The 25,405-nt window shown below is 67.0% G+C and carries 18 protein-coding genes; 9 read left to right on the forward strand and 9 right to left on the reverse strand.

Going from position 1 to position 25,405, the window contains the following annotated elements:
* Positions 1 to 40: 40 nt before the first annotated feature.
* The 4 genes from VF632_RS13360 (at position 41) to VF632_RS13375 (ending at position 5,574) form a co-directional block, all read left to right on the forward strand.
* A complete protein-coding gene (locus VF632_RS13360) occupies positions 41 to 1,426 on the forward strand; it encodes an ABA4-like family protein (protein WP_331023401.1) in 1,386 nt (461 codons plus the stop codon).
* A gap of 770 nt (positions 1,427 to 2,196) precedes the next feature.
* Entirely contained in the window at positions 2,197 to 3,381 is a 1,185-nt protein-coding gene (locus VF632_RS13365) for a PPC domain-containing protein (RefSeq protein WP_331023402.1), read from the forward strand.
* Positions 3,382 to 3,544: 163 nt separating this feature from the next.
* Positions 3,545 to 4,096 carry an RNA 2'-phosphotransferase gene (locus VF632_RS13370; protein ID WP_331023403.1) on the forward strand — a complete coding sequence of 184 codons (552 nt, stop codon included), beginning with the start codon at positions 3,545 to 3,547 and terminating at the stop codon, positions 4,094 to 4,096.
* A gap of 191 nt (positions 4,097 to 4,287) precedes the next feature.
* Positions 4,288 to 5,574: a DEAD/DEAH box helicase gene (locus VF632_RS13375; RefSeq protein ID WP_331023404.1), complete on the forward strand. Its 1,287-nt coding sequence runs from the start codon at positions 4,288 to 4,290 to the stop codon at positions 5,572 to 5,574.
* A gap of 963 nt (positions 5,575 to 6,537) precedes the next feature.
* Here the strand turns inward: VF632_RS13375 and VF632_RS13380 are convergent.
* Both VF632_RS13380 and VF632_RS13385 read right to left on the reverse strand, forming a co-directional pair.
* Positions 6,538 to 8,262, reverse strand: a complete 1,725-nt coding sequence (locus VF632_RS13380; RefSeq protein WP_331023405.1) for a HAMP domain-containing methyl-accepting chemotaxis protein — start codon at positions 8,260 to 8,262, stop codon at positions 6,538 to 6,540.
* Complete coding sequence (locus VF632_RS13385) at positions 8,259 to 8,615, reverse strand: hypothetical protein (RefSeq protein ID WP_331023406.1); 357 nt, start codon at positions 8,613 to 8,615, stop codon at positions 8,259 to 8,261. Before VF632_RS13385 ends, VF632_RS13380 begins: the two co-directional genes overlap by 4 nt.
* A gap of 173 nt (positions 8,616 to 8,788) precedes the next feature.
* Here VF632_RS13385 and VF632_RS13390 point away from each other — a divergent pair, with 173 nt between their 5' ends.
* Entirely contained in the window at positions 8,789 to 10,570 is a 1,782-nt protein-coding gene (locus VF632_RS13390; protein ID WP_331023407.1) for an ABC transporter ATP-binding protein, read from the forward strand.
* Between the two features lie 351 nt (positions 10,571 to 10,921).
* On the opposite strand, the gene VF632_RS13395 is transcribed toward VF632_RS13390, so the two are convergent.
* The 4 genes from VF632_RS13395 to VF632_RS13410 form a co-directional block, all read right to left on the reverse strand.
* Complete coding sequence (locus tag VF632_RS13395; RefSeq protein ID WP_331023408.1) at positions 10,922 to 13,507, reverse strand: RAD55 family ATPase; 2,586 nt, start codon at positions 13,505 to 13,507, stop codon at positions 10,922 to 10,924.
* Complete coding sequence (locus tag VF632_RS13400) at positions 13,504 to 14,514, reverse strand: hypothetical protein (RefSeq protein ID WP_331023409.1); 1,011 nt, start codon at positions 14,512 to 14,514, stop codon at positions 13,504 to 13,506. Before VF632_RS13400 ends, VF632_RS13395 begins: the two co-directional genes overlap by 4 nt.
* 123 nt (positions 14,515 to 14,637) lie before the next feature.
* Positions 14,638 to 16,092, reverse strand: a complete 1,455-nt coding sequence (locus VF632_RS13405) for a hypothetical protein (protein ID WP_331023410.1) — start codon at positions 16,090 to 16,092, stop codon at positions 14,638 to 14,640.
* A 400-nt stretch (positions 16,093 to 16,492) separates the two neighbouring features.
* A complete protein-coding gene (locus VF632_RS13410; protein WP_331023411.1) occupies positions 16,493 to 16,837 on the reverse strand; it encodes a hypothetical protein in 345 nt (114 codons plus the stop codon).
* Positions 16,838 to 16,925: 88 nt separating this feature from the next.
* Here VF632_RS13410 and VF632_RS13415 point away from each other — a divergent pair, with 88 nt between their 5' ends.
* Positions 16,926 to 17,099, forward strand: coding sequence for a hypothetical protein (locus VF632_RS13415; RefSeq protein ID WP_331023412.1), 174 nt, complete (start codon positions 16,926 to 16,928; stop codon positions 17,097 to 17,099).
* Positions 17,100 to 17,400: 301 nt separating this feature from the next.
* Here VF632_RS13415 and VF632_RS13420 read toward each other — a convergent pair whose 3' ends face one another.
* The 3 genes from VF632_RS13420 to VF632_RS13430 all read right to left on the reverse strand — a co-directional run bounded on the left by VF632_RS13420 (position 17,401) and on the right by VF632_RS13430 (position 21,239).
* The gene (locus VF632_RS13420) at positions 17,401 to 17,964 is read right to left on the reverse strand and encodes a hypothetical protein (RefSeq protein ID WP_331023413.1); all 564 of its coding nucleotides are present in this window, start codon (positions 17,962 to 17,964) and stop codon (positions 17,401 to 17,403) included.
* Between the two features lie 349 nt (positions 17,965 to 18,313).
* On the reverse strand, positions 18,314 to 18,652 hold the full coding sequence (locus tag VF632_RS13425; RefSeq protein WP_331023414.1) for a hypothetical protein: 339 nt from the start codon (positions 18,650 to 18,652) through the stop codon (positions 18,314 to 18,316).
* Positions 18,653 to 18,755: 103 nt separating this feature from the next.
* Positions 18,756 to 21,239 (reverse strand): TonB-dependent receptor, encoded by a 2,484-nt coding sequence (locus VF632_RS13430; protein ID WP_331023415.1) that lies wholly within the window; start codon positions 21,237 to 21,239, stop codon positions 18,756 to 18,758.
* A gap of 205 nt (positions 21,240 to 21,444) precedes the next feature.
* Here VF632_RS13430 and VF632_RS13435 point away from each other — a divergent pair, with 205 nt between their 5' ends.
* The 3 genes from VF632_RS13435 to VF632_RS13445 all read left to right on the forward strand — a co-directional run bounded on the left by VF632_RS13435 (position 21,445) and on the right by VF632_RS13445 (position 25,405).
* Positions 21,445 to 21,768, forward strand: coding sequence for a hypothetical protein (locus VF632_RS13435; protein ID WP_331023416.1), 324 nt, complete (start codon positions 21,445 to 21,447; stop codon positions 21,766 to 21,768).
* Positions 21,765 to 22,319 (forward strand): orotate phosphoribosyltransferase, encoded by a 555-nt coding sequence (gene pyrE, locus VF632_RS13440; protein WP_331023417.1) that lies wholly within the window; start codon positions 21,765 to 21,767, stop codon positions 22,317 to 22,319. The genes VF632_RS13435 and pyrE overlap by 4 nt, the downstream gene beginning before the upstream one ends.
* 1,301 nt (positions 22,320 to 23,620) lie before the next feature.
* Positions 23,621 to 25,405: a M1 family metallopeptidase gene (locus VF632_RS13445; RefSeq protein WP_331023418.1), complete on the forward strand. Its 1,785-nt coding sequence runs from the start codon at positions 23,621 to 23,623 to the stop codon at positions 25,403 to 25,405.

A 25,405-nucleotide genomic window follows, 5' to 3' on the forward strand; every position in this document is an offset into this window, starting at 1 on the left:
CTCCATCCCCCCGCCGGTCCCCTCGCCCGGAGCCCCTGGCATGTACCTGTTCCTCTACAACGTGGCCGGCATCGCCATGCTCGGCTGGCTGCTGCTGATCGTGCTTCCCTCGTGGCGGGTGACGCGGTGGATCGCGGAGCGGTCCATCTTTCCCGTCTTCCTGTCCGTGCTGTACCTGGCGGGAATCCTTCCCCTGGTGGCGCAGCTGGGCCCCGGCATCATGCGGGATTTCGGCAGCGCGGAGGGTGTCATCCGGCTGCTGGCCAACCCCGACGTGGCGCTGGTCGCGTGGATCCACATCCTGGCCTTCGACCAGGCGGTGGCGCTGATGATCTACCGCGACAACATGGCCGACCGACAGCTGCCGTTGCCCGTGCAGTCGATCGTGCTGGTGTTCACGCTGATGTTCGGCCCCCTGGGCTACGTGGGCTACCTGGCGCTTCGCCGGCTAAGCCGCGGCCGTCGCGAGGCCCTGGCCCAGCCGGCGGAAACGGAGCTGGCCGTGGGAATCGTCTCCGCGGAGCGCGGGCTGGCGGCCGCGGGGCGGGAGGCGTTCGGCCGGGTGATGGCCGTCTACCGGCGCGAGCGGGTGCTGAGCGCGCTGGGCGTGCTGGGAATCGTCCTGGGGCTGGGGTGCGCGGCGGCCATCGGTATTCGCGGGGGCGAGTTCGTGGCGCCGGAGGGTCACCTGCAAAAGGCGATGACGTTCGACATCGCCGTCGGCATCTACCTGCTCACCCTGGTGCTGTGCCTGCCGCTGGCCCGCTTTTCCCCGCGCGGGCTGGCCACCTGGCGCGGGTTCAGCGTGGTGCTGACGCTGTACGCATACCTCGTCGAAACCGTGCAGATCGCCCGTGGGCTGGACCCGCGCTTCAGCAAGGTGGCTCCGGTGCGGGACCAGATCCTGGGCGGCGTGTTCTTTCTCACCGCGCTGGGGATGATCGTGCTGTTCGCGGTGCTGGCGTGGAAGATCCTGCGGCGGCGGATGGACGGCGCCGACGCGCCGCTGCTGCTGGCCCTTCGCTACGGCGCCGCGTCCACCTTCGCCGCGTTCGCCGCCGGGCTGTGGATGAGCGCCGTCCAGGGATCGCGCGCCGGGTCCGGGGCCAGCATCCTGCCGCTGCACGCGGCGGGCTTCCACGGCCTGCAGGCGCTGCCGCTGGTCGCCATCCTGCTCACCTGGGCCGCCGTGGGCGCGGCGCGGGCGCGTCCGTGGATCCACGCGGCGGGGATCGCCTGGCTCGCGGCCGTGGCCGCCATCGCCTGGCAGACGGTGCAGGGCCGTGCCATCCTGGACGCCTCGCCCGCCATGGCGCTGGCCGCCGGATCGCTGCTGGCCTGGGTGTTAGTCGCCGCGCTCGCCGCGCGCACCTGGCTGCACGCGGGCTCGCGGCAGGCGCGTGCCATGCGTCCCGCGGCGGCCTGAGCGCGGACGAAGGAGACGTGGGATCCGCTCCGACCGGGTGTAGAACGCAAATCTGGACGGAGGCGTGGGGCGTGCTTAGATTGGAAGATGCGTCGTACGAGCACGTCTCTGCGGCTCACACGGGGACGAAACCATGAAGGGCCTCGGTATGCGAGAGTACACGAAGCACCTCGTCCGTGGCTTTGGACGGGTGATCGACATTCGCGGCGGCACCGCCCGGTACAGCCGGCGCTGGGCGCGTCTGCCTTCGGACAGCGCGGCGCTCGCATCGGATTGGAACGCCGTCTGGAGCGATCTTGGGCGTGCGTTTCAACAGGTGAGACAGCGGGAAGATGGCCGATAGCCGGAAGAAAGGCCGGGGGAGCGAGGCACGGCACCCGATCCCACAGGAGCAGGAACGAAACGTAGAGGGGCGCGGCAACGAGTCGCGCCCCTCTTCAGTGACGATGAGCACTCAGGGGCTTGTGAGCAGGGGCACGCGAACCGGTCCGAACCCCCCGCCACAGCCGGTAGTCCACGAATGTGGACTTCGTGTGGTCGTTGCCGCGAATTCATTCGCCCCAGCGGTGTCGGCGTTCATCCTGGGCCGGTCGAAGGCCGATCAGCAGCAGTAAGGGCCGGGTGCGAGTCTTCGGCCCGGGCGCGGCTGAGCGCGAAAGTCGACGAACTCCTTTCGCACAGGCCGTAGCGCCGTAGATTCACGCTCGTGCCGCAGGTCCACGCCCGGGCTGCCGGTCCGGCGATCCATCCCCCAGACTTCCAACCATCCGATGATCATGATGCAGCGTGGGGCAGCCGGTATCGCGGCGGCGTGCCTGATGGCGGCCTGTGCCCCCCCGTCCGCCGGCGGCCTGCAGATGCAGCCCGGGACGGCGCCCCCCATCCGCGTGGGCCAGACGGTGCAGGGCAGCCTGGCCGATACCAATCCCGCCGGGCTGGAGCGCGGACGGTTCGATGCGTACCGGTTCGACGCCACAGCCGGGCAGCAGCTGGTGGCCACCATGGAGTCCGACACCTTCGACACGTACCTCACCCTGGGCCGGCTGTACGGCCCGGTGATGGACGTGGTGGACTCCGACGATGATGGGGGCAGCGGCGGTGACGGCACCAACTCCCGTATGCGCTTTACCGTTCCCGCCACCGGCGCGTACGTGCTGATCGCCCAGTCGTTCACCGAGGAGGGCCGCGGGGCATACACGCTGTCGCTGGCCCAGGCGCCCGTGCCGACCACCGGGGCGTCGCAGGCCATCACCCCGGGGCAGCCCGTCACGGGCCAGATTGCCGCCACCGACAACGTCTCGGACGAGGACGACGCTTTCTACGACGCCTACACCTTCACCGGGCGCGCCGGGCAGCGCATCGCCATCACCCTGGAGTCCGGCGACTTCGACACCTTCCTGCGGGTGGGGCGCATGGAGGGGGCGAACTTCGAGGAGCTGGAAAGCGACGACGACGGGGCGGGCGGCGAGGGCACCAACTCCATGCTGCGCATGACGCTGGAGGAAGATGGCCAGTACGTGATCCGCGTCAGCCCCCTGGGCGAGGGCACCGGCGCGTACACGCTTCGGCTGGAGGAGCGGGCCGCGGTCCGCGGTCCGCAGCCCGCGCAGCCGCTGCAGGCCGGGGTTCGCGCACAGGGCGTGCTGGACGAAGACGACGCCGTGCTGGAGGCCGACAACTCGTACTACGACCTGTGGTCGTACCAGGGTCGCGAAGGCGAGGCGCTGAAGATCCAGATGATGTCGGACGACTTCGACACCTACGTGGCGATCGGCCGGATGGTGAACGGCACGTGGGAGGAGGTCGCTTCGATGGACGACGGCGGCGAAGGCACCAACACGCTGCTGGAGGTGACGCTTCCCGCCACGGGCGAGTACGTGATCCGCGCCAACTCCTTCGGCGCCGAGGAAACGGGCGACTACACGCTGCTGGTCGAGACCTCCCGCAGCCGCTGATCGACAAAAAGCAGCCTCACGCAGAGACGCAGGGAAAAGAAGAGAAAGAGGAGGAGAGCCGGGGTCGTGGTCTCCTCCTCTTTCTCTCGCTTCCTTTCTCTCTCTGCGGCTCGGCGTCTCTGCGTGCGGCCCTTCTTTCGGATACTTTCACTCCCGACCCGCCATGGACCGCTCACTCGTTCGCGCCAGCAAGTTCCTGAGCCTGGTGCTGCGCCACCGGCCGGAGGAGGTAGGGATCGACCTGGACGAAGCGGGGTGGGTGGACGTCGACGTGCTCCTGGACGCGTGCGCCCGAGCCGGCGTGACCCTGGATCGGCCCATGCTGGACCGCGTGGTGGCGGAGAACGACAAGCAGCGGTTCGCGTTCAGCGACGACGGCCAGCGGATCCGCGCCAGCCAGGGCCACTCCGTTCGCGTAGAGCTGGGGCTGCAGCCGCAAACGCCGCCCGAGGTGCTGTACCACGGCACCGCGTCGAAATCGGTGGAAGCGATCCGCCGCGAGGGGCTGCGGCCCGGGCGCCGCACGCACGTGCACCTGTCGCTGGACGAGCGGACGGCGGAGGCGGTCGGCGGGAGGCACGGCAGGCCGGTGGTGCTGCGGGTGAAGGCGGGGCGCATGCACGCGGCGGGGCACGCCTTCTACCAATCGGAGAACGGCGTCTGGCTGGCTGATGCGGTGCCGCCGGAGTTCATCGCGTTTCCCGGCGACGCGTAGGGCGAACGTTTTCAGCCACGGACGGACCGCGGGGTGGCGTGGAACCCGCAAATGCCTTATATTCAGGGGTTTGCGAGAAGAAACGAAATTCACCTTGCGGTCCGCCGACGCGAAACTGTGCGGGCCGCACGCAATCTGACCCGGAAGTGACGAGCCCGGGCACGCTGCGGAAATACGGAACAGGAAAAAGAATGCGATTCGACGAGTTGGACCTTGCGCCGGAGCTTCTCCGGAACGTGAGGGAATTGGGCTATGAAATCCCCACCCCCATTCAGCAGCAGGCCATTCCCTTCGCCCTGGAGGGCCGTGACGTGCTGGGCCGCGCGCCCACCGGCACGGGCAAGACCGCTGCCTTCATGCTCCCCACCCTGAACCGGCTTCGCGGCAAGGAAGGGCTGCGCGCGCTGGTGCTGTGCCCCACCCGGGAACTGGCCATCCAGGTGGCCGACAACGCCCGGATGTATTCGCGCGGCACCGAGCTGTTCGTGGGCATCGTGTACGGCGGCACGCCGCTGGACAAGGACCTCCGCGACCTGCGCGCCGGCATCGAGGTGCTGGTGGCCACGCCCGGCCGCCTGAACGACCACCTGGAGCGCGGCAACGTAGACCTGAGCAACGTCGAGGTGCTGATCCTGGACGAAGCCGACCGCATGCTCGACATGGGCTTCAAGCCGCAGATCGACCAGATCATGCGGCGCTGCCGGCGGACGGGGCGCCAGACGCTGCTGTTCTCGGCCACCATGCCCAACTCGGTGAAGTCGCTCGCCTACGAGCTGCTGAACGACCCTATCACCGTCGAGGCGGCGCCCAAGGTGACCACGGCCGAGGGGGTGGAGCAGTTCGTCTACCCGGTGGAAACGAGCAAGAAGACCGAGCTGCTGCTGCACATCCTCAAGCAGGAGGAGGTTCGGACGGCGCTGGTGTTCAGCCGCACCAAGTTCGGCGCCGACCGCATCGCCGGCCAGCTGACGCGCGCCGGGCTGACGGTGGAGGTGATGCACAGCGACCGCAACATGGCGCAGCGGGTGCGGGCGCTGGAGGCGTTCCGCAGCGGCGACGTGAAGGTGCTGATCGCGACGGACGTGGCCCAGCGGGGCATCGACGTCGAGGGCATCAGCCACGTGATCAACTACGACGCCCCGCGCGATCCCGAGGGCTACGTGCACCGCGTGGGACGTACGGCGCGCGCCGGCGAGACGGGCGTGGCCATCACGTTCATGTCGGGCGGCGAGATCGGCGACGTGGCGGCGGTGGAGCACCTGCTGGGTTCGCGCATCATGCGGGTGAACGTGCCCGGGTTCAGCGTGTTCGCCGAGGAGAGCATCGACGGCGCGCCGCAGGTGACCACGGTTACCATGCCCCCCGAGACCAAGAAGGAGGCGCGGGCCTCGCGTGGCCGCAAGATGGGCAAGCACGCGGGCAAGGAGCTGTCGCCCGAGGAGCTTCAGAAGCTTCTGGGCGTCGGCAGCGCGGCCTGACAGGCGGCGGTCGGACGGACGAAGGGCGGCTCCCGGCAAGGGGGCCGCCCTTTTCATGCTCCCAAGCGAGGGAGCGCGAGCTGTCATCCAGTAGCCGCGGTGCGCGTCAGCGGGTCAGGGAAGCGTTGACCTCGGCCTCGCGGGGGCCCTCACCCGGCCGCGCTGACACGCGTGCCACCCTCTCCCGCAAGCGGGAGAGGGTGTACACACCAGGCTGGGGCGTGCTCCGGCAGCAGAATGGCGAACGAAAGCCTGTCATCCTGAGCCCCAGGCGCACCGTAGTCTCCCGTACGACGAGCCATGCGGGGCGAAGGATCTAGCATGGGGCACGTACCAGCCAGGGCGCGGCAGCGGTCACTGTAGCCGAGACCTCGGCTGCCGTGGGGCCCTCACCCGGCCGCGCTGACACGCGTGCCACCCTCTCCCGCAAGCGGGAGAGGGTTGTACACACCAGAGTCGCGCGCACGGGGCGAGCCGAAGCGCGGTCGAATTCTCCCCTCTTCCGCTTGCGGGAGAGGGGTCGGGGGAGAGGGCAGCCCGGGGACTGCGCCGGAGCAGCCAACGCGCATCGAGCCCCGCGGGGGGCCCCGGATCGCGCACGCCTTCAGCCGAAACGCACGCGAATTCTCCCTTTCCCCTGCGCAGCGGGGGAGAGGGCCGGGGAGAGGGGGCTCCCAGGGGAATGCGCCGGCACCCGTCGATTCGCACCGTTTGCCAGCCCGCGGGACGCGCCCAAGCTGTAGTGCCCGCTTGCCGCACCCCGGCATCGAGGCGGCCTCAGCAAGATCCTTCGGCCCGCATGGCACGGCTTGCGGGCCGGTTCGGTGCGCTTGGGCCTCTGGATGACAAGCCGTGGCGAACGGCAACGCATGTTGATACCGATTGACTGCGGATGATCCACACGGAAAAGCCCGCCCCCCGGAACCGGGAGGCGGGCTTCTCGTGTTCATCGAGCCACCGCGATCAGGTCTTGAAGCCGCTGACCAGCTCGCGCATGCGCTCGGCGGCGTGCAGCAGCTCGGCGCTCGACGCCGACATCTCCTGCGTGGCGGCCGACTGCTCTTCGGCGGCGGCCGAGACCTCCTCGGCGGCGGCGGCGTGCGTCTCGGAGGTGGTGGACACGTCCGTCAGCGCCGACTCCACTCCGCCCATCGCCTGCGAATTGCGCACGGCGGCTTCCTCTACCTGGTTGGCGGCCAGGCGAACCCCGTCCACCGCCGCCAGGATCTGCTCCAGCGCGCTGTCGGCGCCGCGCGACACCTCTTCGACGTCGGCCACCTTTTCGGTGCTGCGCCCCATGGTGCCCACCACCTCGGCGATGCGCCCGCGGATGGCCTGCACGTTCTGCGCGACCTCGTTGGCCGCGCGGGCCGAGCCCTCGGCCAGCTTCCGCACCTCTTCGGCGACCACCGCGAAGCCGCGGCCGTGCTCGCCCGCGCGCGCCGCCTCGATGGCCGCGTTCAGCGCCAGCAGGTTGGTCTGCCGCGCGATGGCGGTGATCGTCTCCACGAAGCGGTCGATCTGCGCCGAGGTCTGCGCCAGCTCGTTCACCTGGCTGGCCGACTCGGTCACCACCTCGCGGATCTCCAGCAGCCGCTGCAGCGCCCCCGACACCTCGGTGCGGCTTTGCGCGGCCACCACGTAGATCTGCTCGGAAAGCGACGTCACCATCTGCGATGCGTGGGCGATCTCCTCGGAGCGCTGCCCCATCTCTTCGAGCGCGTCCCGGGTGGCCTGCAGCCCCTGCGACTGCGTTTCGGCGCCGCCGGCGATGCCCACCATGGCCGTGGCCACCTCGCCGCTGGAGGCGGCCACCTCTTCGCTGATGCTGGACAGGTCCGAGGCGAAGTTGCTGATGCGCTGCGCGGTTCCCGCGGTTTCGCCCACGATGTTGCGCAGCTGCCCGGCCATCTGCTCGAAGGCGCCGGCCAGCGTGGCGAACTCGCGCGTCATCCCCGCCGTCTGGCCGTTGAAGCTCACGCGAAGGTCGCCCTCGCCCAGCTGCGTGGCGGCCAGTTCCAGCGTGCGCAGCGGCGTCTGGATCTGCCGCAGCACCAGGTAGATGAGCCCGGCGGTGAACAGGCCCGCCAGCAGCCCCAGGGCGCCCAGCAGCAGCTGCCAGCGGCTCACCTCGCCGCGCAGTTCGCGGGCGGCGTCGGTCACCTTCTGTGTCTGCGCGGCGCTGATGGCGCGGATGGACTGCTCCAGCTCCCGCGTCTGCGGGCGGACCACCGCGACGCGGCGCAGCGCCGCGTCGCGCTCGCCCACGTCTACCTGTGCGTGCGCCAGGGCGTACTCCACCTCGATGCGCTGGTGTGCCTGCTCGATGGCCGCGATCTGCTGGCTCTCGGCGGTGGACAGGTTTTCCAGGTCGCGGTAGCGGCGCCGCGACTCGTGCGCCTGCCTTCCGTACTGCGAGAACGCCTGCGCGAACTGCGGGTCGGGGCTCACCAGGTAGCGCTCGCCCGCGGCGATCTGGTTGAGGATCAGCGACTCCAGCGAGGTGCCGATCTCGGAGCTGATGCGCAGCTGCGACATGCGGCTTTCCATGTCGCGCGACAGCTTCTGCAGCACCATCACCGAGGTGACGGCGCCGATCATCGACACGGCTACGATGACGGCGCCGCCCAGGTACAGCCAGCGCTTGAGGGTGCCGCGCCCCCGGCCCATCTGCCACGCCGCGCTCATCGGGCCCCCCGGGGCAGCACGATGCGTCCGCCCTGAATCACTCCCAGCGTGAACTGCTTGTTCACCGGATCTCCGTTGCTATCGAATGCCACTCTTCCGGCCACGCCCTCGAAGGCGGGCGGACCGACGTCCTGCCCCACGTGCTCCAGGTAGCCGCGGATGACTTCGGGGGTCTGCCGCCCCGGCTCGTGATCGCCCCTGTCGTCGACCTCGGTCAGCGGCACCGCGAGCCCCAGCAGCAGGGGCTCGCCGCCCTGCCGGCCGCATGCGGCGAGCGCCAGGAACGCGGCGGCACAGATCGCCAGCGCGGAGGCGCGGAGCGTCGCGGCACCGGGGGAACGGGCCAGTGACATGCGGGTGTGTGGCGTAATGGAGCGTGTGGCCCCGTGAGTTGCCGGGAGGGAGGTAAGCGCAAGCTATTCGGGCGTTACAGCGTTGTCAACGATGGCCCGCGCGCGTTGCCCGCCCGCCCCGCCGCCGATACCTTCCGCCTCATGTCATCGGTCATTTTCCCCCGGGTGCGCGCGTGAGCGACGACGCCTTGGAGCCCGACGCCCGGGCCTACGACGCGCGGCTCCTGCGCCGCATGATCGGCTACCTGCGCCCCTACAAGTGGCGCGTGGCGCTGGCGCTGCTACTGCTCTTTGCCGGGGCCGCGCTGGAGCTGGCGGGGCCGTACCTGACCAAGGTGGCGCTGGACCGGGCCATCCCCGAGCGCGACGCAGCCCTGCTGACGCGGCTGGTGGCGTTCTACGTGGGTGCGCTGGTGCTGGCGTTCGCCACCGAGTACCTGCACACCCTGCTGACCACCTGGCTGGGGCAGCGGGTGATGTTCGACCTGCGCACGGAGGTGTTTGCGCACCTTCAGCGGCTGTCGCTGCGCTACTTCGACCGCAACCCCGTCGGCCGGCTGATGACGCGGGTGACCAACGACGTCGAGCAGCTGAACGAAGCCTTTTCGTCCGGTCTGGTCACCGTGTTCGGCGACGTGTTCACCGTGCTCTTCATCCTGGGGCTGATGCTTCAGCTGAACTGGCGGCTGGCGCTGGTGACCTTTACCGTGCTGCCGCTGGTGGCGGTGACCACGTTCACCTTCCGCGGGCTGATCCGCACGGCGTACCGCGACATCCGGGTGCGGCTGGCGCGCATCAACGCCTTTACGCAGGAGCACGTTTCCGGCTTGCGCGTGGTGCAGCTCTTCGGGCGCGAGCGGCCGGTGATGGAGAGCTTCAAGCAGGTGAACGCCGACCACCTGGAGGCGCACCTGCGCTCCATCACCTACTACGCCCTGTTCTTTCCCGTCATCGAGGTGCTAACGGCCGTGGCCCTGGCGCTGATCCTGTGGTACGGGGGCGGCGAGACCATCCAGGGGGCCATGACGGTGGGCGTGGTGGCGGCCTTCCTCCAGTACACGCGCCGCTTCTTCCGTCCCATCCAGGACCTGTCGGAAAAGTACAACATCCTGCAGGGCGCCATGGCGGCGTCGGAGCGCATCTTCGAGCTGCTGGACACCGAGCCCGAGGTGCGCGACGCGGCCGAGCCCCTTCGGCTGCCGGAGCCGGGGCGGGGCGAAATCGAGTTCCGCGACGTCTGGTTCCGCTACGACGACGAGGGCGAGTGGGTGCTGCGTGGGGTGAGCTTCGTGGCGCGGCCGGGGGAGCGCGTGGCCATCGTGGGCGCCACCGGGGCGGGGAAGAGCACCATCATCTCGCTGCTGATGAGGTTCTACGAGCCCAGCCGCGGCGAGGTGCGCTTCGACGGGGTGCCCATCCACCGCGTGGCCGTGGCTGAGCTGCGCGGGCGCATTTCGCTGGTGCTCCAGGACGTGTTCCTGTTCAGCGAGGACGTGGCGTCAAACATTCGGCTGGGCGACGAGGGGATCAGCGACGAGGCGGTGCGCCAGGCGGCGGTTCGCGTGGGGGCCGACCGGTTCGTGCAGCGGCTGCCCGGCGGATACGCGCAGCCGCTGGGGGAGCGCGGGCTTTCGTTGAGCGTGGGCGAGCGGCAGCTGGTGTCGTTCGCGCGGGCCCTGGCGTTCGAGCCGCTGGTGCTGGTGCTGGACGAGGCCACCAGCTCGGTGGATTCGGAGCTGGAGGCACAGATCGACGAGGCCTTGGCGGAGCTGATGCGCGGGCGCACCTCGCTGGTGATCGCGCATCGCCTGTCCACCGTCCAGAGCGCGGACCAAATCCTTGTGCTTCACCACGGCGAGCTTCGCGAGCGCGGCACGCATGGCGAGCTGCTGCGGCAGGGCGGGCTGTACTCGAGGCTCCACGAGCTGCAGTTCGTGCGGTCCAGCGGCGGGTAAACCCGCAGTTCAGGGTCCCGCGCATCGGTGTCATCCCGAGGAAGCGGCCACGCGAAACCGGCCCGCGCTCCGCAGTCCGCAGCGACCGAGGGATCCGCCACACACTCCCGGGTGCGCCCGGAATCCCGCCGGGCACCGCAGTCAGGAGCGGGTCTAGGGGCGCGTCCGATCCAGGGGCGGGTGGAGTTGCGCGACCCGAATGACGAACTGGTGTGCCTCACGGTACATCGGAAGCGCGAGCGGGAAGTGGTGCGGCGGCTCGCCACCTGAGCGGATCAGCGATGAAACACACGGCAGCCGCGGGAGGGATCACCTGCGGCTGCCGCGATGTTTGCCCAGGTTCCTCGTCACCTACCTGATCAGGTCGGCGTCCCTCTCGGCGAGCGCCACTCCACCAGTCCGAAAGCCGGAGAGCTTTGGGATTCGTCGTGTCTCAACGTACACTGCCGGCGCCTTGGTAGAGTCCGTTATGACTGCTGCACTCTCGACCGGCGACTCATCCCCCCCCGCGTGCGGGTCGGAAGGACGACGTTCGGTGATCCTGAACGAGTAATCGGCCTCTGCTTCGAGCGTTTGGCTTGCGGATGACATATGCGCGTCAAGTTCATTCACCACGAACATAGAGGTGATTGCCTCAGTGTTGAGGAACTGGATTATGGTGGGCCAGAACAGCTTTTCCGCGGCAAGAGTGGGAAGGAGCCGATCGATCATCTCCACCTCGTAGAAGAGCACGCGCTCGATCGGATGTCCGTATCGACGCCCGCGGAGGATGTATTGGCGCAGTTCGGCCAATACCTGGTCGGCTGTTAGGCTGCCACCAGGGGAGTACCAACGCAATTGCGGCTGGCCTTGGAAACTCATCTTCACCCACCGGCTGTGCAGAGCGCGGTTCCGGCGGAGGATCTGGTTGAACCGCACCTCTGATGTGTTGAAGGTCACAATCAACGCGTTTCGTACTCGCCCGCTTGTCCCTAAACGGTTGAGCAAAGGACGACGCTCATCGTTAGAGGGCTCTGTAAAGAGTTGAAGGCTAAACTGAAGAACGGTTGATACCGGTGCCCCGGCTATGAGCACCGAGCTCTTCTCCTGTAGGTACGGTACGCCCAGTGAGTTACCCAACTCCGCCGGGAGGGGAATGTGCCGGTGCTGGCTGAGCGTGGCCGTAACCCGGCGTCGAATGGTGTCCCTTACCGAGCCTAGCGAAGGAAAGACAACGATGCCTTTTCGCTCAGCAAGGTGAAACGGGTGGGGACCGCGGTGGTAATCCTGAGTGCGCGATTTCCGCACCTCCAACCGTCGCATCTGCCCGCGCTCGCTCGGTGTGAGTTCTAGTACGGTGTCAGCAAGGTACGCCACAACCCCCAGCCGCGGGTCGTCCGCTTCACTAAGGAAGAACCCGAAGAACCGATGATCCTCCACCTCTCTTACGATGCTGTATAAGGAAGTTCGTATCCGATCCTGCTGAATATTTTCCTCAAACGTGAGCGCATTCAAAGAATCAAGTACGAGAGCACGAACGTTGTACGCAGTGTCTCTCGTTAGCTCTTCGACGATTTCGCTAATACGGGCCGGCTCCCCGTGCGGAAGCTGGTATAGGAGCAATGTCCCACACGGATGCTCCTCGGCCGTAGCGCGCTCACTGCGCAGGAGTTCAAGCGGCTCATCCTTCCCGAGCAAAACGCGGAAGCTCGGACGAATGAGGTCGAATGTTACGAGGCGCTCTAAAATGCTATCGTAGTCTTCTTCTAGCGAGCAGTAGACGCCGAGGCCTCCTTTGGCAGCGATGTCGCAGAGCAGTTGGAGTGCGAAAAGCGTTTTTCCGCTACCCGGAGGGCCACTGATGACAAACGTACGCCCCGTCGCGACACGCGGTAGGAGCCCACCGCGTAGGACGAAATTCAGCCCCTGGATACCAATCTGTATGCCGAATATAGCCGTCTGCAGGAATGTGTACTCAAGAGGCCGAAGCATGCTAACGCACTGGCGACGATGCGCGGCGCGGCCCACTACGCGCTCGCGGGCAGAATCGGAGGACGACCCCGCGGGTGCCGAAGGATCTGAGAGCGGTACTTCGAGTAGCTGATAGCGGAAGCGTAGTAGTCTCCGCTTGCGCAAGAACAGAAAGACGCCCAACGCATATGAAAGCGACTCCTTCCCCACGCCGTCCAGCAAGCGTGCGATCGTTTGAACCAGCAGGCTAGTGCCGAGGGTAGCGCCCCGCGCAGCGAGGGACCGGTGCGCAGGGTGACTCACGCCATGGAAGATTTCGTTAACCGCGTCACAAACTTTCGCGAGGGTGAAGCGAAACTCCTGAGTGTGCGGAATGCGGAACGTTGTGACGATCCAGTTCTGAAGGTAGTGCCCGACCTCAACTTCCCGCACATCGTGTACGCGGGTGAGGTACATTCGAAGCGCTGCGATCGGGTCTAGAAACTCGTCATAGAGACGCACCGGCAGGTGCTTGGCAACGTCCTCCACCTCCTCGCCTAGGCCGGCGAAAAGGCGGCCGCCGGAGGAGAAGCTTAACTGGTCATCGATGCGGTAGATGTGCAGGTCCTGAAACAACACCTCCTCTCCCGGCGGCGGCGGATAATGGCGTTCCGAGGGCAGGGTCCATGCGCCGCGGGGATCCTGCGGCCCAGCCCGGAACTCAACCCTCTCTGTATGCGCGATGCACTCTAACAAACGAGCAAGGACCGACAGGTTTACCACGGGGCAGATGCCGCACCTCAGAAACAGGGACCGAATCTCGGACACTGGTAGCCAATTGGATACGTCCGTGGCGAGACGGTCGAACGTTCGGCGAACCACCTCGTGAGTGGAGGATGCTTGTCCCTTCCACTGTCGGTGAGCAAAGTTGACGTTCAGCTGGTCCACCGCGAGGAAGACTAGGCTCATCTCCTCGTAGAGCGCCGAAGTTCGCGTGGCGGTGGTCATGGTACACCCGCAAGTTCCCGGTCGAATACACTGTTTAGCGCGCTGAACGCCACGTCGCCACCAGGTGCGGTGGCGCCGACCGGTTCCGAGAGCGCCAATGTCTCGGCGTAGCTTCCAATCGCGTTTCCCGCGCCTTCCTCCCTTGACACAAGCGCACGGCTGTCCTCCGCGCGAGCATACGATTCAGCCGTGAGGGAGTTAGTATGCTTTCCGATCGGGATTACCTCGGGCATCAGCTTAGCCGAATGTTGTCCTATGGTTGGGGGGGGTAACGTTTTTCGGTCACTTAGCCGGGCGCCTAAGAAAGTCGGGTTCGTCACTGGTTCGCCTGCCCCCGTCGGAGCCGGTGCTCCAGCACCCCTCACCTCATCGCCCGGCACCTCAGCAATGGGATCTCCCGAACGCGCAGTGCTCAGGAAAGCCGCAACCTGCTCGCCGGACCACGTGAGCGCATAGGCAGCCCCAGGTCCGTGGGCCCAGCGCCATACAAGACCCTCCTTGGCGAGTTGCCTGAGTGTGTAGTCTGCGGTGTTCGCTTGTTCCAGCAACTCCATTTCGACCAAGTCCCCCGCCCGCACTGGCCGTCGAACAGTAAACATTGCTACCAGCGTACGACGCCACGAACGTCGGCGCTGGCCCGACACCAAGCCTAACAGCTTTGCTAAGTTATCAGTTCGCAGGTACGTCGAGATCACGACAGTCAGCCCGCGCAGGTGCATTCCCAGCCATTCGCCTTCAGTAAGGTCGCGGTTAGCAGGGTGATTCGGTCCCAACGCCACCAATTGCGTTGTGATTTTGGCATGGAGAGTCCGCAGGGCCTCCTCATCCGAGCGGGCCATCCAGTTGATCGTGAATCGGACGACCTCACGGTAGTAGGATTCGAGCGTATCCCTCTTGGCGGGTTCGTCGTCGTCCCCCTCTCCCAATTCGACGAACACGTCGCGCAGAGTGTCCCCTATAAGCTCGGCGTTAGGACGCAACCGTAGCATCACCTCTCCCAACCTCATCGTATACTCCTTGTCCATTAAGAATTCACTGTTGCCTCACTGGTCCTTCACTGGAACGAATAATGTAGGAGATGCAGGACTCGTGCAAGCTCGGCTTCGTTGGTGGTTCGTTGGATGCGCTTGCTAAGTATCGAGAAGAGTCTGCGGAATAGGGACTTCGATCAAAACTCGCATGTTCGGTGGCACACAGTGGATCTCTGCAGGTCGCTCCGGATGGCGCGTGCCAGACGGAGGCGGAGGTTGCCCGGCCGCGCGCGCGATCGCAGTTCCCAGCACGTTATAGCGGTAGAGCCTGTTTCGAAGTCCGGTGTGCTGGGGGAAGTAAGTGAAGACCAGGTCAGCCCCTTCGTCGGTCTTCGGAATGCCTTGGGCGGAGTTGACGTAAACCATCGAGGCGCCGTGGCGCCGGACGATACTTTCTCCCCCCTGCGCCCAGAACACGGAAGTGCCCCGAGGATTCATCGAGAGGACCAGCAGATGGTCCACCGCATTTCCATAGCCTTCAATCAGAGTATGGTTGGTTGCATCTTTACAGATTGCAATGCCAAAGTGCCCAACCGGAGTTTCGATCACCGTCAAGCCAGTTCCCGGCCGGATATCTTCCTTGCACTCTACGCAGTCTTCCGGAATGTCTTGAAAAAGTTCGGCAAATTCCGCCGCGCCACTGTTGAACGGATCGGTTTTGTCGAAGCCCCCCTCTCCGCTGAGGCCTGTTTCGCCAAGCAACCACGCAGGTGCGCGGTTAACGCGCTCCGGGCCATCAGAGGCGATCTGGTGGAAACTCCCAGGCACCACGAGCGCGATGGTTCCCGGATCTTTTTCGAGTTCGCGTGCGAGCACCTCGCGTCCAGCCATGTCGACGGCGAGTTCCGGAAAGCAGAGAACGTGTACCCGCGCCTCACGCGCCCACTTTAAGCACGCGATCAACTCCGAAGCCACGCTCTCGCCGGCTGGGCCGTGCCACGCTACCTCCGTTCCGCGGAAGCCGTAGACGCCGTGACGCCGATCCATAGCCGGCTCAAGCGAGAACGCGGCTTGGGCGTCGCAACCGAGGACGCACAGGCCGATCCGTAGCGTCGGGTCGTTTTCCTTGACGAGAGCACCTCTGAGATGCTTGCGGAAGGCGGCGTCCTTTAGCCTGTTCGGATGGGCAGGGAGCCACCGAATGTTCGCAAACGGCCGCGATGTGACCGAGGTTCGTGCACCAGCCCGGAGGCGTTTCCGTGCGTTCGCTTGGTGAAGGTAGCAGTGCCACCAAGGTCGCCCGACAGCGAGCTCGCCTCCTGGTTCCTTGAACCGGACTGCTCCCACGGCCTCGAGCACCCGATCAACGGCCGACAGTAGGCAGTGGAGCCGAAGGATACGATCTGAGCCGGCATATCGATCATGGTTCGCGTTCCACCACTTCACGGCGTCATCCAGAGCAGCAATGCCATCCGCGAGCGCCGGGATCTCATCCAAGACTGCCCTCGGAATGCGATCTGGTGCGGCGACCATTAGCTGCAGGTTATCGTCCAACGGAAGGGCGTTGATGTACTCACCATATAGTCGCACGAATGAGGCAATCACGAACTCCATGGCATCAAGTCTGAGAGAAGGAATTAAGTGCCGAACGGTGGGTCGCGAAGAGGCGCACCCCGAAACTCAGACTTTGGTCTGAGTCGTATAGAATGCAGTCGCCAGTAGTTTCGGTCAAGAATTTTGTCCACCGGCGACAGGCAGTGATGTTACAACATTAAGGGGGTGAGCAACAGTGCTGCGCGTCCGCCCCGCACCCCGGCCCCTTGATGTTAGGCCGCTGGCCATCGCGGCAGCCGCAAGAGAAGCCTACCGTGACTGAAGCGCTCGGGGGTCAGTTCCGCGCGGTTAAGGTACGCCCGCGCGGCCGACGCAAGCTCACCGGGGACGCCAACGGGGAAGGGGTTCACATGCAAGGCCCCGCCCCTGCAGCTGATTGTTAGGCCGCATCAGCGCCGAGTCAAGCGTTCGGTGAACGGGAAAGTGCTTCAAGTTCCTCTCGAAGCTTCAGCAACTCTTTAGCGCGTTCGCCAGCCAATCGTGCCAGCACGGGTGCCCACCCTCGGGGGGCCGGGCGATAATTCCGCGTGGCCGGATCAGCGCGTGTCCGGCGGATCGTATTGGTGGAAACGCCGGTTGCCGCCGCGATCTCGTCGTCGGTCACAGCACGCTTGAGGCGCTCCATGGCTTCCAGGAAATCCATGCAGTTGGGTATTGTTGGAGTTGACAAGCGACGACGGTCAACTATATTAATACCCAGCAGGGACAAACGAAAGGCTGGCCGCTCCTCCGCCAGGAAGAACACGGCCAGTCTAACAACGAAACGACCCGAAGGCCGCCCGCTCACCAAAGCTGCCCTGCTGGACGGCCGGGTCAAGAGGATGGAGTCGACGATGCCACAGGAGCCGAAGGATCCCGTGCCCGCTGCCGCCGCGAAGCCGGACTACACCATCGTCAAGCAGACGAAGAGCCGCTGGTGGGAGGTCCGCGATCCGGACAACGAACTGGTCTGCCTCACCGTGTACCGGAAGGGCGCACGTGAGGTGGTACGGCGGCTCGCATCCTGAGACGGACCAACGATCCAACACACGGCAGCCGCGGGAGAGAGCCACCTGCGGCTGCCGCGATGTTTGCCCAGCGGCCTAACGGACACAAGGGTCAGGGGTGCGGGGCCGGGTCGCCAGACTTTCCTCCCCCCTCATCCTCAGTTGGCGGCGCAACCATACTGGATGGGATTACTCCGCGGAGGATGATACCCAATCCCAGAATTGGATTCCGAGCGACCGGACGACAATCTTTCCTGCCCCTCGCGCCTTGTCGCGCGAGTTGCGGAACTCACTCACATCAAGCAGCCCGACTGCTTCTAATCTAAGCAGTAGGTCTCCGTCCCGCTCTGGAGAAGAACGTTCTATCGACGGTTACATTGCGGTAGGCTCCCCACAAACCATCATAACTCTGGGTCGCAGGAAGCTGCATGATTCCTTGGAACAGTGCCACATGAGGGTATTCCAAGGCGTCGAGGAGCAGACCCATCGTCCGCGCCTCCTCACGTGCGACACCAGTCGGTTTCTCAGCTGCGTGGCTCAGCAACGATGCGAAGTGCCTCCGCTTTTCTTCACTTCTGGTCCGGGCTACAAACGGTGCAAGATTCAATACCAATTCCACATACTCCTCGTCGATGTAGGTAGTGCCGCCGGACCGGTCAAGTGCGGTAAGTCGCCCATCGACCTCTCGCAGGACCTCCGCGAGACGTTCAAATGCTGCTCTCTGATGCCGCTGCGAAAGATAAGTGCTGATCGGCCCCCCAATCGTTGGCAACGCACCAAGCAGCACTGCGACCGCGTCACTCCAGTGGGGGCGGGTCAAAGGAGCGAGCTGTTCGGCCACGCGCTCTGCGGATGAGGGCACGGGAGGCGTGATATCGTCCGACATTCGTCAGTCCTCAACGTAGGGCACTTGATTGCACATTGAGCCGCCTAACTTGTCGCTCAGCGGACGGAATTCCGGCCAACACCCCGTCTGGTCGCGCATCGCCGAATCCCGCTCCTCCAGATAACGCGCACCCACTTACCCGTCAAGCGACGAAACATCTCACGCGCGCAAGCGGATGCGTCGCGGGCTGCAGCCGCCGAAATGGACATGCACGCGCGTTGGCGTCGCCTGCGTTGCGTTACCCGGAATCAACGTGTGACGGAACCCATGATCTCGACACGCGGCTCGCAATAAGCCGTTTGTACAGCCAACGTGCGCCGTGTCTGTCCACTCTCGTGGCCCCACCACGCTACAACAGGTTCGCCGTCAACGTCGAACTGGGGATTCGGGCAAGATGGAGATGCTGCCGGACCAGCATGGTCAACTCCTCAAGGCCTACGTCGGTCCATTCGCCAGCTTGTGTGTAGGGCAGCGGGTTCGCCTCACCGGGTGGTAGCTCCAGTGACACATCGTACCGCCCCTGCCGAGTGCCGAACGTAGACAGATAAACAAGCCGATCGGGGTCGTTCGATGACGTGATCCCCGTAGCGAAAAGGTTAGCCGCCCAGCGGTCACGGACTGCGAAGGCGTCTGGCCCCAGGCGCAGGCGCAGCTCATCGAGGGCACGAAGTATCGATTCGTCCTTCACGGACAGCTCCGCAGGTTAACGAAGGCAGCGCGATCCAGAAGGATACCATCACGCCGGCCGAGCGTGAAGCGGATCGGAAACCGATGGTGGGAGCGGCCGCCGGTCAGAAGCTCGCCTCGACCCCGATGGACGGCAGGATCGGGAACATGCTGATGCCGGAGCGCGTGGGCGGGCTGTTGTCGTAGTTGTAGAAGTAGAACAGCACGTTGCGCTTGTTGTAGGCGTTCAGCACCTGCAGGTACAGCGTGAAGGTGCCCCAGCGGCGCGTGTAGGGGCGGCGGACGGTGACGTCCAGGCGGTGGTACGCCGGGTATCGCTCGCGGTTGCGGTCCGCCAGCACCACGTAGTAGTTCGGATCCTCCTCGTCGTCCCCGGCCCGCGGGTGCGGAAAGCGGTATCCGCCCTCCGCGATGTCGGTCTCGAACGACAGCACCTGCGCCACGGGCCGCGTGAACGGCGTTCCCGATCCGTAGTTCCAGCGCAGCCCCGCGTCCATGCCGCCCGGCAGCTCGTACTGCATCACCACGTCTACGTCCACGCGCCGGTCGAAGATGGGCGCGAAGGTCACCGTCTGCGGCACGCCCTCGATTCCGTTCGCCGCCGGATCGGGAAAGGTGCGCGACGCCTTCAGCAGGCTCACGGTCGTCCAGCCCGTCAGGCGCCCCGTGCTGCGGCGCACCAGCAGGTCCAGTCCGTAGCTGTTGCCGTCACCCAGCAGCAGGTCGTCGCCGGGATTGTTGGGGTCGTCGGCGGGGTTGAAGTCCGTCACCCCGCCGTAGTTCCGGTAGTAGCCCTCTACCGAGGCGTACCACTGCTCGCCCCAGAACTTTTCCAGCCCCAGCTGCACCTGGTCCGACACCACGGGCGGCACGTTGGCGTCGGCCAGCACCCAGGTGTCGTTGCTCAGCGGAAGCTGCTCGTCGCGCAGGGAGTGGAGGAACTGCACGTAGCGCCCGGCCGCCACCTTCAGCGCCGCGCTGCGGCCCGCCCCCAGGAACCGCTTGACAGCCAGCCGCGGCGAGGGGATCACGCACGAGCGGTTGGGCCGGATGACCATGTCCTCGGGGTCATCCGGAAACAGGTCGGCGGGCGGACCCGATGAGCAGGCGCCGGCGTTGCTCCGCCCGAAATCCAGCCGCAGCCCCGGCTCTACGATCCACGCGGGCGAGGGCTGCCAGCGCGCCTGCCCGTACGCCGCGCCGAAGAGCCCGGCGCGCCCCCCCTGGGCGAAGACGGTGCCCCCCGCTTCGGCGCGGTTTTCGTAGCGCATGCGGTTCAGCTCGCCGCCCGCCTGTACCGTAAGCCCGGGGCTGATCTGCCCCGTGAGGTCGCTGCGCAACGCGGTTTCCTGCACGCTGCTGCCGAAGCGCGCGTCGGCGAAATCGGGAAAGCGCAGGAGCTCGGCATAGCGCGAAAAGCCCAGTCGCGTCTCGGCCACCCAGCGGCTGCCCACGGGCTGCGTCCAGCGCACGCCCGCCACGTCGTTCCCCCAGTTCCACGTTACGCGCAGCACGCTGCTGGCGTCCTCCTCCTCGCCCGGGGGATCGAAGTCCGACAGGTCCAGCACGTCCTCGCCGAAGTAACCCGTCAACTGCACCCGTCCGCCGCCGCCCGTCTCCACCGTGGCGCCAGCCTGGAGGTCCGTCAGGTGATAGGGAAAGTCGGTGATGGGCCGCAGCAGCGCGTCGACGTACGAGCGCCGCGCCGACAAGAACCAGCTGGCGTTCTCGCCGCCCAGCGACCGGGCGACGCGTTTCGGCAGGCTGGAGTGCACGGCCACGCGCGACGACACCACCGACACGCCCGTCTCCACGGCCAGCGGCCCGTCGCCCGGCTCGGTTTCCACCGTCAGGACGGATGACACGCGCCCGCCGTACTGCGCGCCAAAGCCGCCGGACAGCAGCTCGGCGCGGGCGATGACGTCGGAGTTGAAGACGCTGAACAGGCCGCCCAGGTGAAACGGGTTGAAGATGGTGAAGCCGTCCAGCAGGATCAGGTTCTGGTCCGACGATCCGCCGCGCACGTTGAAGGCGCTGGAAAAGTCGGAGGTGCTGACGACGCCGGGAAGCACCTCCACGGCCCGCAGCACGTCGGCCTCGCCCAGGCCGGGGAGCATCTTGATCTCGTTCCCCGTGATGACGCGCGTGGTGATGCCGGCCTCCGTCTCGAAACGCACCCGCTCGCGCTGCGTTCCGCGCGGGCTGACCACCTCCACCCCCTCCAGCACGTAGGGCCGCTCGCCCAGCCGAAGCTGCACCGTGTGCCGCGCCCCGGCGCCCAGCGACACGGCCTGCCGCACATCGCCGAAGCCCACGCGCGAGGCGCGCAGCGTCCAGCGGCCAGGACGCAGTCCGTCAATGCGGAACGCGCCGTCGTCTCCGCTGGTCGTGCGGCGGACGGCACCAGACTCCGGCGTGGCCTCGATGGCCGCGCCCGCGACGCCCTCGCCTTCGGGGCCGATCACGCGGCCCGTGATCGACGCCGGCTCCTGCGCCGCGGCGGGAGCGGCCCACGCAGCGAGCGCAATTGCAACAAACCCGCAGATTCGCCGGAACTGGCGGCGAATCGGTGCATCCGGTGTCGGCATCTATCCCCTGCGAAAACCGCGTCCGTTCGATGGCTGCCCTGGAAGAAACGCCGCGCAACGCGGCGGCGCAACCGGGTCTACGCCGACCGGGCGCGAAAGGTCCGTTCAAGGTACGGCCACTTGACGCGCGGGGCGGCGGGGGGGAGTTTGACCGGCCCGGGGCAGCGCACGCCCGGTCATCCTGAACCGACCGACAGAGGACACGATGGAGTTGACCCGCCGGCGGCTGGTGAGCATTCGCCGCTACGTGCCGATGGACAGCATCCGCGACTACGCGGAATTGTGGATTGCCCTGCACGCCGCCGCCACGTCCAAGGGCGCGCACGCCTGGCACTTTGCCTCGGCCGACCAGCCGAACGTGTACGTGGAGTTCCTGGAGTTCGGCGGAGACAGCGACATCCGCAGCGACACCGAGACGCTGGCGGCCATCAAGGCGCTGCACGAGCGCTTCGGCGAGCCGTATCCCACGCCGCTGACGCTGGAGGAGTGGGTGGAGCTTCCCCCGCCTCCGGCCATCACCCCGGCATGAGCGACCGCGCGCGGCTGCTGGCGCTGCTGCTGGAGCGCTCGTTCCGCACGGGCGACTTCGTGCTCGCTTCGGGGGCGCGCAGCAGCTACTACATCGACTGCCGCACCACCACCACCCATGCGGAGGGCCAGGCGCTGGTGGGCCGCCTTGGGCTGGCGCTGCTGGCCGGGGCGGGGCTGCGACCGTCCTCCGTGGGCGGGCTGACGATGGGTGCAGACCCGGTGTCGTACGCCATCGCGCACGCGTCGTGGCTGGCGGGCGAGCCCGTGCACTCCTTTTCCGTGCGCAAGCAGCCGAAGGAGCACGGCACGGGGAAGCGGGTGGAGGGGTGCTTTGCGCCCGGGGACCGCGTGGTGGTGGTGGAAGACGTGATCACCAGCGGAAAGAGCGCCCTGCAGGCCTGCGACGCGGTAGAGGCCGAGGGCGGAACCGTGCTGGGGGTGCTGGCGCTGGTGGATCGTGAGGCGGGAGGATGTGAGGCCGTCGAAGCGCGTGGCTATCCCGTGCACGTGCTCTTCCGGGTGGGCGAGCTGCTAGAAGCGGCCGCGTAGGGGCCCAGCTCACAGCGGAGACGGATTAGGTGCGTCTCGACTCATCCCGGCGCATGCCCCTGGCCGCCCCATCCCCAACCCTTCCCCCGCAAACTGCGCGGGGGAAGGGAGCCAGTGCCGTGCGCTTCGGCTGCCTCGCATTGCGCGGAAGGCACTCGCCCCCTGCCCGCACGCCCAGCCCTGTCATCCTGAGGCTCAGGCGCACCGCACCAGCCCGCAAACCGTCCTTCGCGGGCCGAAGGATCTAGCCGCGGACACGTACAAGCCGGGGCGCGGCAGCGGTCGCGGTTCCCGTGGAACTCGGACGCGGCGGAGGATGAGTCGGGCACTGACCCCCTGCACGGGACACCGGGGGTGAAGGAATGGCGCCGACTCCGGCACGGGCACCGGGCACCATGAACTGGCGCCGATCCCGGCACGGGCGACTGAAGTCGCTGCAACAACCACACGAAGTCCGCCTGCGCGGACTGGCTTGCTCTCGTGTGATGGAGGCCAGGGTGGCGCGTCCCGAATTCGCACGGCAGGTCTGGCGTGCGGGCTGGCTGACATGGGCCGCTTCGTCGAACTGGCAGGTGGCGCCTCGGCAGGAGGCGTGCGCGTGCAGGTGAAGCCCCGAGCGGGACGCGACAGCGGCCCGCGTCGGGGCTTTCCGCTTTTCCAGCCGCGGGTTCACCAGCCCCTGGCGCTGTGGCTGGCTCGGCGCTCGGCTGACGGCGAGGCGCGGTGGGGTGCGCTTCAACTGTTCCCAGCGCATGCCGCGGGTGGCCCCTCCCCCGGCCCTCCCCGCACGCTGCGCATGCGGAGAGGGGAGAATTCGACTACGCTTCGGCTGGCCCGGCGCACTCGACGGGCTCCCTTCCCCGCGCTGTTTGCGGGGGAAGGGCTGGGGATGGGGGGCACTTGGCCACGCACCGGGCCTGCCTGTCGGCACCTCAATCCTGGTGTGTACGGGATACGAGCATAAGCGAGGACGGGTGAGGGCCCCAGCAGAGCCGCGGCCTCTGCTCCGGTATCGCTGCCGCGCCCCGGCTCGTTCGTGCCCCAAGCTAGATCCTTCGGCCCGCGGAGATCGTCGCGAGGGCAGGTTCAGTGCGCCTGGGCCTCAGGATGACAGGCCTCGTTGCCGCGTCGGTACCTGGATCAGCACGCCCGAGTCTGGGGTGTACCCCCTTTCCAACGCGGTTTGTGGGAGAGGTTGGACGCGTGTCAGCCGGACGGGTGAGGCCCGCCGTTGCTGTTCCCGCACGGGTCCTGCATGTTGGCCGCAGCCCTTCCCCGACCCACGACACCAGGACACGCGGATGATCAGGATCGTTCCGGCACTCGCTCTTCTGCTCCTGGCCGCCCCTATGGCGGCGCAGGAGCGCGCGTACTTTCAGCAGGGCGTCGACTACCGCATCGAGGCGGCGCTGGACGAGGAAAGCGACGTGCTGCACGGCCGCGCGCGGCTGCGCTACACCAACCGCTCCCGGTCAACGCTTGATACGCTGTTCATCCACCAGCACCTGAACGCCTTTCGCCCCAACAGCGCCTGGGCCCGGCGCGAGCTGGAATACGGCGAGCGGCGCTTCACCAACCTGGGCCCCCAGGACCACGCGTTCGAGCGCTTCACCTCGGTGACGGTGGACGGCGCCGCCGTGCGCCCCGCCTACCCGGGCGCCCCCGACTCCACCGTGGCCGCGCTCGCGTTGCCGCGCCCGCTGGCCCCGGGCGCGTCGGTGACGGTGGTGATGGACTGGGATGCCCGGCTCAGCACCCTTCCGCGGCGGCAGGGCAGGCGGGGGCGCCACTTCGACTTCGCCCAGTGGTACCCGCGCATCGCCGTGTACGACCGCACGGGATGGGCGTACCAGGCGCTGCTGCCGCAGGGCGAGTTCTACGGCGAGTTCGGCCGCTACGACGTGACGCTGGACGTGGCCGCCGACCAGGTGATCGGCTCCACGGGCATCGCCGTGGAGGGGAACCCGGGCTACCAGAACGCCACGCTGGGCCTTTCCGTGCGGCCGGGCCCGGCGGACGGGCTGGGGCTGCTGGCGGGGGAGCCGGCGGCGGGCCGCAAGCGCGTGCGCTTCGTGGCGGACAGCGTGCACCACTTCGGTTGGAGCGCCGACCCGGCGTACATGCACGAGTTCGTGGAGCGCTCGGTGCTCGACGAGGCGAGGGGGATGCACGGTGTGGCGGGAATCCACGTGCTGTACCTGCCCGGCGACACCGCGTGGGACGAGAACGCCGCCACCCGGCGCACCTACGACGCCCTCACCTGGCTGGAAGGGGTGTTCGGCCCCTACCCCTGGCCGCAGCTCACCAACCTTCACCGGCTGGAAAGCGGCGGCACCGAGTTTCCCATGCTGGTGATGAACGGCTCGGCCAGCGAAGGGCTGATCGTGCACGAGGTGACGCACCAGTACCTGCACGGCATCCTGGCCAACAACGAGTGGCGCGAGGGATGGCTGGACGAAGGCTTCACCTCGTTCATGGTCAATTGGCGGCGCGAGCTGCAGGGCGACACCGCCGTGTGGCGCGCAACCATGGCCGGGCTGGAGCGGCTGGAGCGGACGGATTCCATCGAGGCCATCGGCCTGCCGGGCGCGGCCTTCTCGTCGCCCCGCATCTACAGCGCGATGACGTACACCCGTGCCTCGGCCGTCTTCCGCATGCTGCGCGAACTGGTGGGCGAGCAGACGTTCCGCCGGATCCTGCGTACCTTCTACGCGCGCCACCGGCTTCAGCACGTGACGGGCGAAGACTTCCAGCGCGTGGCCGAGGAGGTGAGCCGGCGCGACCTGGACTGGTTCTTCGGGCAGTGGATCGCGCGGACCGACCGGCTGGACTACGGCATCGCCCGGGCGAGCACCGCGCCCACCGGCGACGGCCGCTGGCGCACGCGCGTGGAGGTGCTGCGCATGGGCCAGGCGTGGATGCCCGTGGTGCTGCGCGTGGGCGACACGACGCGCACGCTGGATTCACGCGCCCGCCGGCAGACGGTGGAGGTCGTCACCCGCGCCCGCCCGGCGGAGGCCGTGCTGGACCCCGAGTGGGTGCTGCTGGACATGGAGCGCGCCAACAACCGCGCGGAGCTTCGCTGA

Origin of the sequence: Longimicrobium sp. (genome assembly GCF_036388275.1) — a bacterium.
Lineage (GTDB): Bacteria > Gemmatimonadota > Gemmatimonadetes > Longimicrobiales > Longimicrobiaceae > Longimicrobium.